The sequence below is a fragment of the Monoglobus pectinilyticus genome (genome assembly GCF_002874775.1).
GTDB lineage: Bacteria > Bacillota > Clostridia > Monoglobales > Monoglobaceae > Monoglobus > Monoglobus pectinilyticus.
The window spans coordinates 2,520,981-2,541,050 of the sequence record NZ_CP020991.1; the positions used below are offsets into that span (position 1 = coordinate 2,520,981).

At 39.0% G+C, this 20,070-nt stretch carries 11 protein-coding genes and 1 pseudogene; 6 read left to right on the plus strand and 6 right to left on the minus strand.

The annotated features are described in order from the left end of the window. Positions 1-20: 20 nt before the first annotated feature. Together B9O19_RS10595 and serC are read right to left on the minus strand one after the other, a co-directional pair. Entirely contained in the window at positions 21-1,181 is a 1,161-nt protein-coding gene (locus tag B9O19_RS10595) for a phosphoglycerate dehydrogenase (protein ID WP_102366384.1), read from the minus strand. Continuing rightward, on the minus strand, positions 1,181-2,263 hold the full coding sequence (serC, locus tag B9O19_RS10600) for a 3-phosphoserine/phosphohydroxythreonine transaminase (protein ID WP_102366385.1): 1,083 nt from the start codon (positions 2,261-2,263) through the stop codon (positions 1,181-1,183). Before serC ends, B9O19_RS10595 begins: the two co-directional genes overlap by 1 nt. 350 nt (positions 2,264-2,613) lie before the next feature. Between serC and B9O19_RS10605 the strand changes: the two genes are divergently transcribed. From B9O19_RS10605 to prmC, 6 genes are all read left to right on the plus strand, one after another. Beyond that, on the plus strand, positions 2,614-6,117 hold the full coding sequence (locus tag B9O19_RS10605) for a DNA polymerase III subunit alpha (protein ID WP_102366386.1): 3,504 nt from the start codon (positions 2,614-2,616) through the stop codon (positions 6,115-6,117). Between the two features lie 36 nt (positions 6,118-6,153). Beyond that, the gene (locus B9O19_RS10610; protein WP_158648988.1) at positions 6,154-7,155 is read left to right on the plus strand and encodes a biotin--[acetyl-CoA-carboxylase] ligase; all 1,002 of its coding nucleotides are present in this window, start codon (positions 6,154-6,156) and stop codon (positions 7,153-7,155) included. A gap of 9 nt (positions 7,156-7,164) precedes the next feature. Next, the gene (locus B9O19_RS10615) at positions 7,165-8,271 is read left to right on the plus strand and encodes a S1C family serine protease (protein WP_102366388.1); all 1,107 of its coding nucleotides are present in this window, start codon (positions 7,165-7,167) and stop codon (positions 8,269-8,271) included. Between the two features lie 5 nt (positions 8,272-8,276). Beyond that, positions 8,277-8,993 carry a YoaK family protein gene (locus tag B9O19_RS10620; RefSeq protein WP_102366389.1) on the plus strand — a complete coding sequence of 239 codons (717 nt, stop codon included), beginning with the start codon at positions 8,277-8,279 and terminating at the stop codon, positions 8,991-8,993. 88 nt (positions 8,994-9,081) lie between these two features. Beyond that, positions 9,082-10,191: a DUF1385 domain-containing protein gene (locus tag B9O19_RS10625; protein WP_306560509.1), complete on the plus strand. Its 1,110-nt coding sequence runs from the start codon at positions 9,082-9,084 to the stop codon at positions 10,189-10,191. A 35-nt stretch (positions 10,192-10,226) separates the two neighbouring features. After that, a complete protein-coding gene (prmC, locus tag B9O19_RS10630) occupies positions 10,227-11,075 on the plus strand; it encodes a peptide chain release factor N(5)-glutamine methyltransferase (RefSeq protein WP_102366390.1) in 849 nt (282 codons plus the stop codon). Between the two features lie 720 nt (positions 11,076-11,795). Here prmC and B9O19_RS10635 read toward each other — a convergent pair. The 4 genes and pseudogenes from B9O19_RS10635 to B9O19_RS10655 all read right to left on the minus strand — a co-directional run bounded on the left by B9O19_RS10635 (position 11,796) and on the right by B9O19_RS10655 (position 19,525). Next, a complete protein-coding gene (locus B9O19_RS10635; protein WP_102366391.1) occupies positions 11,796-12,701 on the minus strand; it encodes a polysaccharide deacetylase family protein in 906 nt (301 codons plus the stop codon). Between the two features lie 97 nt (positions 12,702-12,798). After that, entirely contained in the window at positions 12,799-14,451 is a 1,653-nt protein-coding gene (locus B9O19_RS10640; protein WP_102366392.1) for a S8 family peptidase, read from the minus strand. Positions 14,452-14,735: 284 nt separating this feature from the next. Further along, positions 14,736-15,437, minus strand: a pseudogene (locus B9O19_RS12065) (IS3 family transposase); the annotation flags it as partial. 365 nt (positions 15,438-15,802) lie between these two features. Continuing rightward, positions 15,803-19,525 (minus strand): RCC1 domain-containing protein, encoded by a 3,723-nt coding sequence (locus B9O19_RS10655; protein WP_102366395.1) that lies wholly within the window; start codon positions 19,523-19,525, stop codon positions 15,803-15,805. Positions 19,526-20,070 lie beyond the last annotated feature (545 nt).

Below are 20,070 nucleotides of genomic sequence, written 5' to 3' on the forward strand. Positions count from 1 at the left end.
AACTGAATAAATTCTGCGTTTTACAGAAGTGTAACCTTTATAACCCCGTCAATATCTTCAATCTCTTTTGCGATAGCCGGGTCAATTTTGCCCTGAAGGTCAAGCATTGTATATGCGTAGTCACCGCGGCTCTTGTTGAGCATGGTGTCTATATTAACTCCTTTTGCTGCAATCAGGTCAGTAATATGCTTCAGCATATTAGGAACGTTTTTGTGAGCCACAGTCATGCGCTCGCCGTTCTTTTCGCCCATGTCACAGTTAGGATAGTTTACGCTGTTTATAATATTTCCGTTTTCCAAAAAGTCTTTTATCTCATTAGAAGCCATAACAGCACAATTTTCTTCACTTTCAGGAGTAGAAGCGCCGAGATGCGGCATGCAGATAACCTTGTCGTTATTGAGAAGGTCGGCCGTGGCAAAGTCTGTTACGTAACATGAAACAGTACCGTCTTCTAAAGCCGCCTGAATATCGGTTGTATCAACCAAGGTGTCACGTGAGAAATTAAGCAGTCTTGCACCCTTTTTCATTTTTGCAAAAGCCTCGGAATTAAACATGCCAATTGTTGACGGCAAAGCCGGAACGTGGATAGTAATATAATCCGACTGAGCCAAAAGGTCGTCAAAGCTGGTTGCCTTTTCAGCAAATCTAGTAAGGTGCCATGCAGAGTCAACCGAGAGATAAGGGTCGTAGCCCACAACATTCATTCCCAGGTGGTGAGCTGCGTTTGCAACTTTAACGCCGATTGCGCCGAGACCTACAACTCCGAGAGTTTTTCCGTAAATTTCAGGGCCGACAAAGTTTGACTTGCCTTTCTCAACCAAAGAAGCGGCTTGATCTCCTTCATCTTTTAATGTCTTTGCCCAGTTGATACCCTGAACAACTTTTCTTGAGGACAGGAGGAGCGAGCAGATAACAAGCTCTTTAACAGCGTTTGCGTTAGCTCCGGGAGTGTTGAAAACAACAATACCCTTTTCGCTGCACTTATCAAGAGGGATATTATTAACTCCGGCGCCGGCTCTGGCAACAGCCCTCAGGCTTTCCGGAAGCTCCATATCGTGCATCTTAAAACTTCTTAAGATGATACCGTCAGGATTTTCACAGTCGTCAGAAATTTCATAATTCTTTCCAAGGATTCCGAGACCCTTTTTTGAGATTTTGTTTAATGTTTTAATTTTATACATTATGAATTCTCCTTTTCAAACTTAGTCATAAAGTCGACCAATGCCTTAACGCCTTCGATAGGCATTGCGTTATATATGCTGGCTCTCATGCCGCCAACTGTTCTGTGACCTTTAAGATTAACGAAGCCCTGTGCCTTTGATTCTGAAACAAATTTTGCATTAAGCTCATCAGAATCAGTAACAAACGGAACATTCATCAAAGAACGGTCTTTAGGAACAACAGTACCTCTGAACATCTTTGAGTTGTCAAGGAAGTCATAAAGAATCTTTGCCTTTTCAACATTCTTTTCGTGCATAACCTTAACGCCGCCCATGTCTTTTATCCACTCATATACCAGACCGCAAATATAAATAGCATATGTCGGCGGAGTGTTAAACATAGAGCCGTTTTTAGCGTGTGTTTCATAATTAAGCATTGTAGGAGTGATGTCCATAGCGTTTCCGATTAAGTCGTCACGTACGACAACAACGGTAACACCGGCCGGACCCATGTTTTTCTGAGCTCCCGCATACACAAGACCAAACTTGTTAAAGTCAACTTCTTCAGATAAAATACATGAAGACATATCAGTAACGATTGTGGCGTCTCCAAAGTCGGGAAGCGTGTTATAGTGGGTGCCATAAATAGTGTTATTATAAGTTATATGTACGTAATCCGCGCCGGGAGTAAGCATACTTTTGTCAACATCCGGCAGGTAAGAAAATGTCTTGTCAGCGCTTGAAGCAATTTCATTGGCTGTAATATAGCGTTTTGCTTCAGCCAGCGCTTTCTTTGCCCACTGTCCGGTTGTCACATAATCAGCAACCTTAGACTTGTTTCCGAGATTCATAGGAACCATGGCGAACTGTGTTGACGCGCCGCCCTGTAAGAACAATACTTTGTAATTGTCAGGTATATTCATGATTTCACGGAAAGTAGCTTCTGCTTTGTCAATGATAGCTTGATATTCGCCGCTGCGGTGGCTCATCTCCATAACGGACTGACCGCTTCCCCCCATATCAAGCATTTCTTCCTGGGCTTTTTTCAGCACATCCAGCGGAAGCATTGACGGGCCTGCTGAAAAGTTGTAAACTCTACTCATTTTTTTCTCCTCCACAATATATATATTCTTTTATTATTTTTATATTAATATTTCATAAATTATTATTTGGTCATAGGTTTCACCATATAATTATATTTATAAACCTCAACATCTATTCTAAGTAAAACTTAACTAAATAATTAACTATTACATTATATAACTAAAAATTTAAATCGTCAATATGAATTCGCAATTTTTTTAACAATCCGACAATTTTCATCAATAAGACTTAAACGGCTTGCGTACCGGTCGTATAATCAGGCGGTTTAACATCCGCAATATTATTGACATTGAAATACTAAAATGTTATACTTGACAGTAATTAACGGTTGACAATAAGGGTGATGAATATGGCGGAAATAAATGGTTTTGTGCATTTGCATACGCATACGGCCTACAGCCTTTTGGACGGAGAAGGCACGGTTGAAAAGGTGCTTGACCGAGCTAAAGAGCTTGGACAGGAAGCAATGGCAATAACTGACCATGGAAATATGTATGGTGTTATTGAATTTTATGAGTATGCAAAAAAAATTGGGGTAAAGCCTATTTTGGGCTGTGAGGTTTATGTTGCCGCCAGAACTAGGTTTGACAAAACCTATGAGCTTGATTCGGAGCGGTATCATCTTATTTTGCTTGCCGAAAGTAACACCGGTTATAAAAATTTGATGAAAATTGTGTCTATGGGTTTTATAGATGGATTTTATTATAAGCCCAGAATAGATATGGAGCTGCTGAGAGAGTACAGCGAGGGAATTATAGCTCTTAGCGGCTGTATGTTTGGAGTGCTTTCGAGAAAGATTCTTGCCGGCAATTATGGCGCGGCTATAGAGACAGCGAAAGAGTTTATTGATATTTTTGGCAGAGATAGATTTTTTGTTGAGGTTCAGGACCATGGTCTTTATGATCAGAAAAAACTTAATGTCGGTTTGATAAAACTTGCCGGAGAACTGGGGCTTGACATAGTCTGCACTAATGATATTCATTATGTGAAAAAAGAAGACGCCGAGTATCAGGACGTGTTAATGTGCGTTCAGATGGGAAAAACAGTCGATGATGATAAACGGATGAAGATGTCTACTTCTGAACTTTATGTTAAGTCAGAGGATGAGATGAACGAACTGTTTTCATACATTCCTAAAGCAATACAAAACACTGCTGAAATTGCTGAGAGATGCAATGTGGAGATAGAGTTTGGAAAACTGCATTTACCTGAGTTTGATGTGCCCGAGGGTTATAGCGCGTATGAATATTTAACAAAATTATGTTTGGACGGATATAAGAAAAGATATCCAAAAGAGGCAGCAGATAGAGACAGTCAGGTATACAGACGGCTTGAATATGAACTTGAGACTATAAAGACCATGGGCTATGTAGATTATTTTCTGATAGTCTGGGACTTTATAAAATACGCCAGAGATAATGATATAATGGTAGGCCCCGGAAGAGGAAGCGCCGCAGGAAGCGTTGTGGCTTACTGTCTTGAAATAACTAACGTTGACCCGATTAAATATGATTTGATTTTTGAACGGTTTTTGAATCCCGAAAGGGTCAGTATGCCGGATATTGATATTGACTTCTGCTATGAGCGGAGACAGGAAGTGATTGACTATGTCAACCGCAAGTACGGAAGCGACAGAGTGTGTCAGATAATAACGTTCGGAACTTTGGCGGCAAGGCAGGCTATCAGAGATGTTGGGCGTGCTCTGAATATGTCGTATGCGTCCGTGGACAGCGTTGCTAAGCAAATACCGTTTGAACTGCATATGACATTGAAAAAGGCGCTTATCTTAAATCCAAAGCTAAAGCAGATGTATGACGGCGATGAAAATATAAAAAAGCTTATCGACACTGCAAAGGCGCTTGAGGGTCTGCCGAGACATGCGTCCACCCATGCGGCTGGCGTGGTTATTACAAAGGAGCCGGTATATAATTATGTTCCGCTTCAAAAAAATGACGATGTTATAACAACACAGTTTACGATGACAACCATTGAGAGACTGGGACTGCTGAAAATGGATTTTTTGGGTCTCAGGACGTTGACTGTAATACGTGACGCGGCTGATATGGCTGAAAAATCATATGGGATAAAGCTGGATATGAACTCTGTTCCGCTGGATGACGAAGAGGTCTATAAAATGATTTCAAAAGGTGACAGCGATGGGGTGTTCCAGCTTGAAAGCACAGGAATGAAGCGGTTTATGACTGAACTTAAACCTACAAATCCTGAGGATATTATAGCCGGGATTTCTCTTTACCGTCCGGGGCCTATGGAGTCTATTCCGCGGTATGTCGCTAATAAAAACAATCATGGCAGTGTCACCTATAAACATCCAATGCTTGAGCCTATACTAAACGTAACTTATGGCTGTATAGTTTATCAGGAGCAGGTTATGCAGATTGTTAGGGAGCTTGGCGGATATTCGCTGGGCAGAGCGGATTTGGTTCGACGGGCTATGTCTAAGAAAAAAGCTGATGTTATGGCTGAGGAGAAGCATAACTTCGTTTATGGGATTGATGACGGTGAAAGCAAGGTGGACGGAGCTATAAAGCGTGGAATAGATGAGGAGACGGCGGTTTCTATCTTTGATGAGATGATGGATTTTGCGTCATATGCTTTTAATAAGTCCCACGCCGCAGCATATGCAGTTGTGGCATATCAGACCGCCTGGCTGAAATGTCATTATCCGGCTGAATTTTTTGCAGCCCTTATGAATTCGTTTATTGACAGCGGCGACAGAATAGCTAAATATATACTGATTGCAAAAAAGAACGGTCTTGATATAATTCCTCCGGATATAAACAAAAGCGGAAGAAAATTTACCGTTGTCAACGGAAATATAGTTTTTGGTTTGGGAGCAATAAAAAACGTTGGCGATGGGGTTGTGGCTGCTATAGAGTCAGAGCGTCTAATGAACGGAGAGTTTGGCTCTTTTACTGATTTTTGCCGCAGAATGTCAGGGAAGAAGCTGAATAAAAGAGTGGTTGAGAATCTTATACAAAGCGGAGCCTTTGACAGTTTGAAGATAAAAAGAAGCGTTTTGTTATATGAATATGAGACACTGATAGACAAGCTGGCGGCGTCTGCAAAGAATGAGCTTCCCGGTCAGATAAGTCTGTTTGATATAGAAAGCGAAGAAGACGGGCAGGAAGAAACTGTTGAGGCAGATAATTTTGAGGATAGACCTGAACTGCCTATAGAACAGCTGCTAGCCATGGAAAAGGAGAGTATCGGCATGTATGTGTCCGGGCATCCTCTTGACGAATACAGAGAGTTTCAGTTCAGCGGCAGAGTATCGCCAATATTAAATATTTTGGAGGATGAAGAGCATAAATTTCTTCCCGGAAGTCAGACCGCAGTGTTTGGTATTATAACAAGCGTCAGGGTTAGGCGGACAAAACGGAATGATATAATGAAGTATATTGTTATTGAGGATTTGACAGGAAGTATTGAATGTTTGGTTTTTCCGACCCTGGTGCAAAAGTATGACGACATGTTGGATAAGGACAGTAAAATTATTGTCAGAGGAGATTTGGATATAAGTGAAGATTCGGCGCCTAAAGTTAGGGTTCAGAGTATTGAAAGACTGCTTCCGGCGGAAAATTTGAAAGAGAGAAAATACAGTGAAAGCAAGTTATATATAAAATTAAAATCAAACGACAGACAAGCTCTTGGTGATGTTAAAAATGTGCTGTCAGGCACGGGCGGCAATATTGAAGTTATAATATATTTTGAAGATACAAAAAAGACGTTAAAGGCGCCGGATAGTATGAAGGTGAGTCCTGAAAGCGAAAAGATAAGAATACTTAAAAATATGCTCGGCGAGGATAACGTGAAGCTTGTAAATAAGTCGTAAATATAAAATCTATCTATATGAACTAAGGTGAAAATTTTGGAAAAAAGAAACACAAAAGCAGAGGTTCTTGAAATACTTTTAAATTCCGGAGAAACGCCCGTATCAGGGGAACGTTTGGCGGAAAATTTGGGAATATCAAGAAATGCGGTTTGGAAAGCTGTGACCGCTCTTAAAGAAGATGGATATAATATATCCGCAAAAAGAAATTCAGGTTATATTTTGAATAAAAGCAATGTGTTGTCGGTAATTGAAATGAAAAAACACTTAAATAATCCTAAGATTGCTGATAGTATAGAAATCCATCGATTGGTCAGCTCGACTAATAACGTGGCCAAAGAATATGCTTTAAATGATAAAACTACTGATGTGCGTATATTTATTTCTGAGGAGCAGAGCGGCGGAAAAGGGAGACGGGGCAGAAGTTTTTATTCACCACCGGGATCAGGCATATATATAAGCTTCCTGTTTCACCCTCAGATAAAGGCTGTAGACGCCGTACGGCTTACAACTGTCACATCGGTTGCGGTATCGAAGGCTATAGAAAAATCCACTGGGCTGGAACCTCAGATAAAATGGGTAAATGATGTGTTTTTTAATGGCAAAAAAATATGCGGCATATTGACCGAAGCGCTGACCGACCTTGAGACAGGTATGGTAGACAGCGTGATTATTGGCATAGGAGTTAATGTGTTTGGCGGCGGATTTCCTTATGAGCTCGCCAAAGTTGCAGGAGCCTTGTCTGATTCTGAGGACTGCACGGACATTGACAGAAATGTGATTGCCGCCGAAATTATTAATCAGATGTTGGATTTTGTCCGTTGTGACGACGGTGATTGTGTAATCAAAGATTATATTGAAGATTATAAAAGTCGTTCTATGGTACTTGGTGAAAGAATAAAAATATTAAACACGGGAGAGTTTGCATTAGTTCAGGATATAAACGAAAGCGGTGCTTTGGTTCTAAAGCTGGACAGCGGCGAAAGCAGGATTTTGGACAGCGGTGAAGTAAGTATAAGGGTCAGCGGAACAGAAAAATGAGGTTATTTTATGAAGAAAATCGGAACGGCAGTATTGTTATTTTTGGTTTTGCTCTCTTGTTTTCCTATTTGCGGATACGCGATAGAGTTTGATATGGATGAGATATGCGATTCTGTGGTGGTTGTTCACTCTATGAATTCAGTTGGAACAGGGTTTGCTATCTCAAAGGATAAGATAGTGACAAACCAGCATGTTGTGAGTACTACAACAACTTATACAATTGAGACAAGGGACGGAGGTTTGTACAACGGCCGTCTTATAGCTTCTGATGAGGCTAAAGACTTGAGCCTGATAGAGGTTTTGGGCGGCAATCTTCCGACAATACCTATGACTGAGGATATTCCGCCTTTGGGCACCGACGTATACGCTGTAGGCTCTCCGCAGGGAATGGGATTTACGGTAAGCCGAGGTATCTTATCAACAACAGACAGGCAGTTAAACGGAGTGCATTATATTCAGACAGACGCGGCTATAAATCCCGGAAACAGCGGTGGTCCTCTGCTCAATCAAAAAGGTCAGGTTATTGGTGTCAATAATATGAAGGTTGAAGACGCTGACCGTATATCTTTGGCGATACCCATGAGTTCAGTTGTGACGTTTTTGGAGAACAACGGAATAAACGTTCAGCTTTCTGATACTCCTGACGCTGAGCTTGAGGCTCCGGGCAGTGTAGTGATACAAAGTTCTGCCGTATCGGGCGGGATTGAACAGTCATATGAACAGTATTCAAACAGTTTGAGAAATCAGTATACTAAAATATTAGAGACGGTTCAGAATGAAAATAAAATACTTGTTTTGGGACTAATTATTATTGCGGTTCTTTGTTTTGTATTTATGCTTGTCATGCTTTCACAAAAGGAAAAATTGAAACGTTCTGAGGATAACTTTGAAAGAGCCATAGAGGCACTGAAAAAGCAGGGAATGCAGATGAAAATGATGCAGAGAATCAGATTTACAAATCAAAGCAGAGAAAGCGAAACCGGTACAAATTCAGCGTCTGATAGAAACTGCGGTGAATATCAAACTGTACCTGAAATCCGGAGTGCGTTTGTATCAAGAATGCCGAGGAAACGTTCAGAGGAACAGCAGAAAAAGTATAGAAAGAGGCTGTATTAGAGATTATGATAAATAAAGGTCAAAAAAGATTTTTAGAATGTGAGAGATTGATTATATTTATTGGTCTAATGGGCGTTGGAGGTTTCCTGGGAGCGTATACTTACTCAATCCGCGGCGGAGTGTTCTGCAATGCTCAAACGGCTAATTTTGTACTGCTGGCTATGGCGATCGGAAAATGGGATTTGAGCGGTGCGGCATATTTGCTGATACCTATTTCTGCATATTTTTTAGGAGCCGTGCTCTCAGAGGCGCTGCCAATTCATGTTAAAAAGTTTGGTTTGGTTCGCTGGGATACTCTGCTTGTAGGTATAGAGGTTTTAGTAACATTTATGCTTGGTCTGCTTCCTGAAACCGCCCCATATCAGATAACGCAGGTAGCTGTAAACTTTATCTGTTCAATGCAGTATAATACGTTTAGACAGGCGGAGGGAACGCCAATGTCGACAACTTTCTGTACCAATCATTTAAGACAGGTTGGTATAAATTTTGTCAAATGGCTGAGGAAGGGAAAGTCGGATAGTTTGGGCAGAAGTGTTAAGCATTTGTGTATGTTAGGAACCTTTGTGCTTTTTGGTATAATTTCTACTGTTTTATGCAGATTATTCTTAGGCAAAGCCATATGGGGAGCCACAATAATCTTGCTAATCGTATTTTTGGACCTGCTTCATGCCGACTTAACCTGCGAGCGTGATTTGCTTAGTGAAAAACCGTTGGGACATTGATTGTTAACAGTATGTTCATTGAAATTTTGTTATTAATGTGATATTATTATTTTGTTTGGTGATAGAGTTAGAAAGAGATGGTGTGTATATGAATTTATCTGATGATAATAAAAATGAGATTAAATCTTCGCAAATGAGCGGAGTTTTAGATGAGGTCGATCAGAATAAAACTGACAGCGTTCAAAATTTATGCGGTATAGCAAAAAAGACGTCTATAGGCGGACAGGCTGTGATTGAGGGAGTTATGATGAGAGGTCCCGAAAAAATTGCTACTGCGGTAAGGAAGCCCGACGGAGAAATAGTTGTTGATGAACAGCCTCTTGGAAAAGGCAGAAAAAGCAAGTTTGTAAAACTGCCTATTATCCGTGGGTGCGTTAACTTTTTTGACTCAATGATTGTCGGCGTAAAATCACTTATGTTTTCGGCTAAGTTTTTTGACGTGGATGACGATGGAAACGAAGTTGAGCAGGAGCCGGGAAAGTTTGAGGCCTGGCTGGAGAAAAAGCTGGATTCAGAAAAAGCAATGAATGTTATAATTTATTGTTCTGTTATCTTTTCCATGTTTTTATCAATTGGTTTGTTTATTTTGCTGCCGACATTGATAGCTGGTTTTTTGACTGATTTTATGCAGGTGCATAATAATACGGTTTTGACCCTTATAGAGGGTATTGTAAGAATTGCTATTTTTATAGTTTACTTATCATTGGTTGCACAGATGAAAGATATAAAACGTGTGTTTATGTATCATGGTGCAGAACATAAATCTATATTTTGCTATGAAAGCGGACTGCCGCTGACGGTTGAGAATGTTCGTATTCAATCAAGACTGCACCCGCGCTGCGGTACCAGCTTTTTGCTGATAGTTATGGTGATAAGTATATTGGTGTTTTCGATTATACCGTGGCAGCAGGAAAGCTTTACTCATATCCCTGTGATTGGCGTAATGTTTTCAGCTATGCCGTGGGCAATTTGGAGACTTATATTAAGACTGCTTTTACTCCCGATAGTAGCCGGAATTTCTTATGAAATTATAAAGTTTGCGGGACGGCATGACAATTGGTTTACCCGCGCTATAAGCGCTCCTGGAATGTGGTTTCAGCTTATAACTACCAATGAGCCGGAGGATGACCAGATAGAGGTTGCTATAAGGTCGCTGAAAGCTGTGATACCGGAGGATAAGACTGCGGATGTGTGGTAAAGGCTGACTCGCATAGTTAGACAGAAGGTGATTTTATGACATTAAAGGAATTGCGCAGAAACGCGCATAATAGATTAAAAGAACAACCCAATATATCATCTCCTGAGCTTGATGCGGATTTGATAATTATGTTCGTTTTGGATTTAAAAAAGGATGAATTATTAACTAAGGATATATCTGTGCCGGACGCGCTGGCTATAGAGGTGAACGCGTATTTGAACCGCAGACTGGCAGGTATGCCGGTGCAGTATATAGTTGGAAAAACTGAGTTTATGTCTCTTGATTTTATCGTTAACAAAAATGTTTTGATACCGAGACAGGATACAGAAATTTTAGTAGAAACAGTGATTGAGAGGTATAAGAACGTATCTGAGCAAATCAGGATTTTGGATATAGGAAGCGGCAGCGGATGTGTTGGAATCAGTATGGCAAGATATTTGCCAAACTCCGTTGTGACTGAACTTGATATATCAGAAGAGGCGCTAAAAGTTGCTGTGCTGAATGCTGAAAAAAATTTGGTGACAAAGCAAATGAATTTTGTCTGCCGAGATATTCGTGATGGAATTTCGGATTTAGAGCCAAAATTCGATGTGATAGTTTCAAATCCGCCGTATATTAAGACGGATGATTTACTTGAGCTTCAGCAGGAGGTTATAGAATACGAGCCTGTTGCCGCATTAGACGGCGGAGATGACGGTCTTGATTTTTACCGTATTATAATTAAAAAAGCGGTTCCTAAAAAAGGCGGAATGACAGCGTTTGAAGTTGGGATAGGTCAAGCCGGTGACGTCGCCGATTTAATGTTTAAGGCGGGATATAGGAATATAGAGATTATTCCTGATTTAGGTGGAATAGAAAGGGTAGTTTTGGGATATGCGGCTTAAAAATACGTGTTAAAATAATATTTAGCAATGATTATATTATGAAAATTTTTAAAAAAGTATTTGTTATTTAGCATGATACGGTTTCGTCTAATAATATGGGCGGAACCGTTTTTTGTTATGTAGAAAATTATTACGAAGCTGTCTCTGTAATTTTTAGTTATAAGCAACATCTAAACGTTGTCTATAATCAAAAAAGATTTTGAGAAACGTTTCTGCCAACAGATATAAAATTAATGAAAAGTAAAAAGGCTCCGAGAGACTTAGCACGATAATATCAGAAAAATTGTTAAACTTATTTTGGAAAATAAAAAATTTAGTGGAAATTTACAGCAATCAACAGTTGTGATAATGTGATTTTATTATAGCAAAGAAACCGATATTGTGAAAATTATTGTAAACGACAGTAAAAAAGTTGAAAAGAGAGAAAATATAAAACATTGCAGGTAATAATTGTGAAAATTGTAGGTTTTTATTAAAAATTAAAACGGTTTTAAAAAATATTATAGAATTGATATTTTAATAAATGCGTTGATGTCAAATTAAAAAGGGTTCGATTGAACCCTTTTTAATTAATAAGTTTAAAATTATTTAAATTTTTTATAGGGAAAGTATAAATTATAATATATCTATTAAATCTAATGATTTTAAGAAATGTAGCATTTACCTTAAATCAATAAAGCTGTCTTCCGTTGCAATCAATGATTAGAATACTATTGCATTTTATTTTTGTAATAACTGAGCAACCGATTTAGTATTGCTTCTCAAATATCTGGATAAACAATATAATGAATCCGGGTTACCTTGTGTTATATAGTTATCTTTTTGAAGACAGCTAAGCGTGGCTCTGTATCCCAGCTCTTTTAATATCGCCTCGGAATTTTTGCACATCTCACCGTATGGATAAGCATATGTCACTGGTGTGATGTCGCAGTTATCTTTTAGCAGCTGTTGGTTTTTTTCTGTGTCGGCTATAAATTTTTCCCTGTATGTTTCGTCAGACTCGCCGTTTTTTTGCCCCACGCCTTTTCTGTTGTCTTTATTGTTTTTATCACCCGGAAGCATGTGCATATTATAGCTGTGATTGCCTATTTCAAGCCTGTCGTTGTCCACAAGCTCTTTTATATTGTCCCAGGTAAGATATGCGTATTCAGGATTGCTGTCGTCAATACTGGAAAACTTTTCAGCATATTGACCAACGATTGAAACGACCGCCTTCATATCATATTTTTCAAGAAGAGGAAGGCCGTATTCTAAATTATTTTCAAACCCATCGTCAAAAGTTAAAACTATTGGCTTTTCAGGCAAAGCTTCATTCCCGTCGACGTAATTTATAACATCTTCCATCAAAACAGTAGTGTATCCGTTTTCTTTCAAATATTTTAAATCCTCTTCAAATGAAGAGATGGGAATAACGTAAGCGTTTACTTTAGATGGGTTCTTGGTCAATCCATGGTACATAATTATAGGCAGTTCAACTGATGTGCGGTCATCTTCAGAAAAACTTTCGGCGAAACCAAATTGTGAATCATTATTTCTCAAAGATGAGAATCCCACTATACCGACTACAACTGAAATAATAAATATAACTGAAAAAAATACCAGCGTCTTCAGTCTGACAACAAACATAAAAAATCACCTCATATATAGATAGTATTAGAGGTGATTGTATTTTATTCAGATTTTTAATGTCAAATAATGGAATTTTGGACAAACATATTAAATATTAATATTTTACTTCATATTCATAAGGAGCCATCAGCGGCTGCATGTTATCGTCCCATATAAATACCCTTATTAATGAGCGCAAACCTGTCTTATCTACAGGCAGAACAAGCGATGGAAGAGTCTTATGACCGCTTGCCGGAATTTCAACGTCGTTTTTAACTATTGAACCTGTCACATGTTCAACCAATTCACCATCAGCGTCGCTGGATTCCGTGTATGAAACTACATAGCAGTCTACAAATTTATTTTTATCGGTATCATTATAAAGCTGAATAGAACTCTTTAATGAATTTAAATCAGCGTCAAATACCAAAGGATATATTTCGGTGTGCAATTCGGGTGAGCTTACAGGGGCAGAGGTAGGAGCCGGGGCAAAACTTGGACTTAAAGTTTCAATTATATTTTGTATATTGAGAGCTCCGTATCCATATTCAGGATTCTTGCCGTCGTCGCCTAGATGGTCTGAAGTTTCAGCTATTAATTCAAGAAATTCTGCGGGGGTAATATCCTTATTAAAATATTTTGCTATTGCTGCGGCCGCAGTCACATGAGGTGTAGCGTATGATGTGCCGGTGCCGCGGGAATAGGAATGTATCAGATTGTTTTTACCGTCTTTAGTTAAAGAACTGCTGTAAATACTTTCACCGGGAGCCATAACATCTACAGAAGAGTTATATTGGCTGTGTGAAGCCCTCTTTTTGGAATATGTAAGTGAACCAACTCCGATTACATTATCATAGCCGGCAGGATATTTTATTGTAGTAGCTATTTCTGTTTCTTTATTTCCGTCATTTCCGACCGCAGCAACTACTATGATATTTTTTGACACGGCATGTTCTATAGCATATTTAAAAGATTCTATATAGCTGTCAAATGTCAGGCTTAGGTTAATTACATCACATTGATAAACATCAACGGCGTCATAAAAGGCTTTGATAACTATAGCGCTGTCAGTTTTTTTCTCTGTAAACACTTTGAAGGGTATAACAGTGGAACTTGGAAGAATACCGGCAGTTCCCATAAGATTATTTGTGTCAGAGGCTAATATTCCCGATATAAATGTCGAGTGCCCATATGTATCATAAATTCCGGTTCCGGTGTAGTCAACTCCGGGCGCAATATTTTGAGTTATGTCAGGATGTCTGTCAGGTGACCCGCTGTCTATTATTCCTATTTTAATGTTTTTTGTATCCAATCCATATTGCCACCAGTATGGCGACTTTATCATTTCCATATTCCATTGATTATAATAGTATGTATCATTTGGCTGAGTGAATGAACTGAGACTGTTTAAAACTGCAATATTTGAATTGTTTGATTCAGAAAGAACGTTGATATCAGTTATTTCCTCGTTGTCCGGCAGCGAGATGATATAATTAGGCTCTATATACTCAACGTTTTGGTCTTGCATTAGGCTGTCTACAAACTCTTTAGATTCATTTGTAACTGTGTATATATTCTCATCTTTTACTATAGGTGAGAGCTGATTGACGTCACTTTCTTCAGCTAGCATTACGGGAGCTGATTTGAACTTTACTATGTATCCATCGTAAGACGTGCCGTCTTCTGCAAAACATACTGTTTGAAATACAATTATCAGCAGGCATGTAAGAACAGCCGAATATAATATTTTGTTAAAAAATATTTTCATAAGCAGGCACCTCAAAATTTGTAAACTTTCTTAAATATTTGTAATATTTTGATATAAAACCAATTGCAAAAATTATAACATATATTTTTTTCAAATTCAATTATTTTCATAAATATATAATAGGAAATTTCGGGGAATTTAGGCTTATAAATTATTAGATTGAGTTTTATTTGCCAACGAAAGAGAAGATACACGAACCACACTTTCATTGGAGGAAGGATACTTGATAGCATCGACTAAATTAAAAAATTAAAATATGGATAGTCAACACTAATTTAGACAACTTATTTAAGGTTAGTAAGCCGATATTCTTTCGGGGTCATATAGCCCAGTGATGAGTGAATCCTGTGATTGTTAAACCAGTTTACAAAATCCGATAATTCATATTGCAATTGTTCTAATGTTTCATATTCTTTACCTTTTACAAATTCGGTCTTTATGATTTTAAATGTGGCTTCCGTTACCGTATTGTCATAGGGACAGCCTTTCTTGCTCAGTGAGCGGTCGATTTGGAATATCTCAAGCGTTTATCCAGTGTTCTGTTTTTAAACTCGTTTCCTCTATCTGTGTGAAATATCTGTATTTTCTCCGGATTTATATTTATTCTGCTAAACGCCTTGACTACCAATGCAGCATCTTTGTTCTTTCCTGCGCTGTAACCTATGATTTCCTAATTAAACAGGTCGACTAGCACACATATGTAATTCTACCTGTTTCCTGCTCTTACATACGTCAAGTCACTGACTACTATGTTGTATTGTGGTTGGTTGGAAAATTCCCTATTTACTTTGTTTTCCTCTTTGGATTCATTACATTTGTCTATGTGCTGCTTGTATTGAGGTAGATACGAATCCCTCCTGCTTCATAATCCATCCAATCCGTCTGCGGGATACCGTGTAACCCTTTTCACAAAGCTTCACCTTGATTTTTTGGGTCCCATAATTATTCCTACTTTGCCGGAATATTTCCCGAATTTCTGTTGTCAAACCATTTTATTTTGGTATTTGTGGATACTCAACACTAATTTAAATATTCAAAAAATAATTTGTATACTCAATACAAACGTAGTTTGCCGCGTAAGGCGAGCAGCTGCGGAAAAGTATTATGACGAATTGTTAATTTTAGAAGAATGCTGTTGTGTTAAAACAGAATAATGAAAATTATTTATTTTCTAATAATATAAGAGATAAAAAATAGGACTTCATTATTATTTGAAGTCCTATTTTTATGTACTGTACTATCACATAATCTACAGCTGTTTTTTATAATAGCCTATTTCTATTGTTCAGTCTGCTGTTTTTATCGTATAAATGTAATTGTCTTTATAGTTTTACGTAATATTAAAAATTTATTAATATATTCCCAGCTGTCCAACGTTATTATTACCGAATACCCATATGTTGTTGTCCTTATCTTTAGCGATAGTAAAATCGAATCCGCCGTCTATCTTGACAATATTTCTCAAACCGGCAATAAGAGTGGGAGTAAGAGCGGTATTTTGTATTCCTATTCCAAGCTGACCTTTGCTGTTGCTTCCGAAACCGTAGATGCTTTCACCGTCGGTATAGAAGCTGTGGTTATATCCGGCACCTATGACTGCGGCGGTTTTTCCGGTTGACGTCGGAACGTTTCTGCTTATCTTATCACCCAGTCCCAGCTGTCCTACAGAGTTGTATCCCCATGTAAACAGCTCGTCTGATGTGGATACTGCGAGCATGTGGCTGTTGCCGGCAGCAATGTCCTTATAGCTGCCCGTGATTGCGGTGGGTGTTGAAGTGCTGTCGTTGGTTCCGCTGCCTAACTGTCCGCTTTCATTATTGCCCCAGGTGTAAACTGTTTCGCCTGAGAGAGCCGCCATAAACTTCTCTCCGCATGTAACTTTTGATACGTTGCTGAGACCTGTTACCGGCGCAGGAACGTTTGCTGCGCTTGTTCCGCGGTCACCTAACTTGCCGTCTGTGTTGTTACCCCATGTCCAGAGAGTTCCGTCGCTCTTTATAGCGGCGCTGAATCCGGTGCCTGCCGTTATATCCGTTATATTGCTAAGCCCTGAAATTTTTGAAGGCACATACACTTTGCCTTTATATGCACCATGAACTTCACCGCTGGAATTGTTGCCCCAGCCCCATACTTCTCCGTTTACATCGAGAGCCAAAACATGGTGTTTGCCTTTGGCAATTTTAACGATTTCAGGAAGACCTTCAACTTTGACCGGTGTATATTGGTTCAGTTTTACCTGTCCCTGACCCAGGTCATAATATGCGCCGTCTCCCCATACATAAACCTCGCCGTCAGCTGTTAAACCAACAGCTGTTTCACGCTCCGCGGCAATATCTTTAAATTTTAAATTTGTATTTAATACCGGGGCAGACATCTGTGTTATACACTGTCCGTTGGTATAGACAGAAAAATTAAGTATAGACTTAAAGAATAATTGTCCGTTTTTATCTGAATATACGCGTCCGATTGGCATTACGGCATAATCGTCATAATAAACGACAGCTGCGCTGTTGCTGTTATACTCGTTAACATTATTTTCCAGCTGATACTGTGCTGCGCCGTTATAGTTAACCTTAACGGTTAAATAGTATTCGCGCTCGGGTTCGTAGTCGTATATGGCTTCAATAACATCATAACGGAAGTTTCTGCTTGGTACGGTATAGGTTTGATTTTTGCAGACAACGTTTATAGAGTCCGCTTTAAATAAACATTTTTGGAAATAAGGACCTTCGTCCGGAGCATACTGTTCCCAGTTTATACCTGTATTCCACCATATATCTTTTCCTGGATATACGACTCCGTCATTTTGATAATATATATTATTATTAAACCAAAGTTTTGTTACCAAAAGCTCATAGTTAGGACCATACATAAAATCAAAAATAGGAATTGTGATTCCGTATTGGTCAAAAATAGGTTTTGGATTATCCCGGTCATACCATGGAAGGTATGTTCCGTATTCAGCAGTGCCGTCCTTGCTGATTCTAACTGCAAGTGCGTTGTAGCGTTCCTGTGCAATAGTAGGTGTTTTAGCAGCCGGTCTCATATTTATTGTTTTAGCCGGTACAGTGTAATAATTTCCGTCAGCATAAACCTGCATACCGTCTATATTCAAAGTTGAATTCGGCTTATTCTCCGGGTCATAAGTCAGGCTGTGGTTCCACCAGGTGTAGTTTGGAACAACCGGTTTAGCGCTGTGTGAGAATAACTGACCGTTGCTGTCGGAATAAACATCAGCAACCCAGAAAAGCGCATAATCATCAAAATATGCTGTCTTTTTGTTGTCCTGACCCATTTCCAGCTGTCTGTGTCCGGGGTCGATAAAATATTCAGCCGTGCCGTCATAGGTTACCTTTACACAGAGTTCATACTCGTGGTTTGGCTCATAGTCATAATTCGCCTCAATCACGTCATATTTGAATGTCTTGGACGGAACTGTGTAGGTTTCATTTTTGCATCTAACATCAATACTGTCTATGTTAAATCTGCACTGCTGCATATATGGCTCGTTTTCATCAATACCTGAATATTGATTCCATTCTATGGAAGTTGTCCACCATTCATCCTTACCCGCGTCAAGGATACAGTCGTTTGCAGTTCCGTTTGAGGAAGTAAACAGGTTAGCCAAATCAAGGCATCCGCCGCTGGATACTTTGTCGGGGTCATTAAAAGATTGTACGCTGGATAAAATTTGCTCTTTCAATTCGGCGGTACTTAAGCTTGTATTATATCCTTTCAGCAGAGCCGCGGCTCCTGAAACAAAAGGAGTTGCCATAGACGCTCCGCTCAGTGGTGAATAATCATTTCCGGGGAATGTGCTTAATATATCAGTGCCGGGAGCGGCAAGATCCACTGATACAGCGCCGTAGCATGCGTCATAATTGAGATTGCCGTTTACGTTCATATTTGCTACAGAGAGTATGTTGTCACAGTCATAAGCTGCCGGATAGAAAGGATGTACATCAATGTCTGTGCCTTCGTTTCCGGCTCCGGCAACAAATAAACCGGGATATCTTTCTATTGCGGTTTTCATACCGCCGCCATAAGCGGTGCCGCCAAAGCTTGCGTTAACAATATCAAACCCATGGAATGTAGCGTATGCAAGGGCTTTTATAACTGATATGGTGTCTACTTCACTATTTCCGGCGCCTGCGTTTAACGGAGCAATTTTGGTGTTCCAGGCTACACCGCTTATTCCTATTTCATTGTTTCCTTTGGCTGCAATGATTCCTGATACATGAGTGCCGTGGTATTCGTTATCCATTGGGTCGTTAGTGTTTTTGTAAAAGTGCCAGCCGATAGTATCATCTATGTATCCGTCCTGGTCGTCGTCAATTCCATTGCCGGGAATTTCTCCTGTGTTTACCCAGATATTGTCAGCCAAATCAGGATGTGTGTAATCAATGCCGCTGTCTATAACGCCTACAACGATTTCAGGGTTTCCGGTAAATGTATCCCACGCTTTGGAAGCATGTAATCGGTGCAGACCCCATTGGTCATAATATGACTCATCGTTTGGAATTGTCTCGCAATATTCATATAAATAATCAGGCTCAGCATATAATACAGCTTCATCTGCTTGAAGCTGATTAACAGCGTCCAAAACCGCCTGTTTTGACTGGTCTGATAATTCAAGCAGAAGAATGTCGCCGGCTTCGTCCTCAGTGGTATCGCCGAGCGTCATTATATTATTTTCCGCTGATGAAGAGCTGTTGTTTGCCGAAGAAATAACTTCAGCGTTTGCAATATCAATTCCGTCAAAAATCGGATTGCTTAAAATTGAATCTTCGTTATTTGAAAATGGAGCGATTCCGTAAGCGGAAGCAGGGTTTTGTTTCATTGTGACCACAACCCGTCCCGGTAAAAAATCTTCTTCAATTGTTTCCTGAATAACGTCGGATGAAGACTGAGTGTTATCACTGTTTTCGGCGCTGACTGCAGTCTCGGCCGGTTCTTCAATATTGATTTCAGTTGAGGATATTTCCTCAGCAAAGATATTGACCGGCAAAACCGCAGTGCTGATTGACAGCATGCCTGCAAGCAATAAGCTTAGATACTTCTTTGTTTTTTTCATTTGTACTTTCTCCTTTTAATTATTATTTATAATCAAATATTAAAAAAATAAATTTTTAATATTAAATCATTATATACATGGTATCATATAAATAAAATAATTACAATACAGAATTATACATAAAAATACATTTAATTTTTTATTAAACATTAATAAAATAAAAATATATATTTTATTTTATAATATTTAATATGAAATGTATCGCGTATTGTTTGCATTCGAGCGTAATGCTGCGGACGCTATAAAAATATGCTATAAATTATTTTTTGTCTGTTTATAGTTTGTTGTTTTAATAGTTTAAAATATATTTTAAACGAATAGTAAAACTAAAAGTTTGTTTATGAGGCCGATGTTATCAAAAATAATGGAAACCTAACAGAAAACCGGACAGAAAAGTCAAGGAGATTTTTGAATAAACATTGGTATGGTGTGACCACACTTTAAAAAAGTGTGGTCACAGCCCTACCGAAGCTTGCAAAACTACATTTTTTATAATCTATTATATAATGTTTATCTGATAAGGAGGCGTTTATGGTGAACATCGG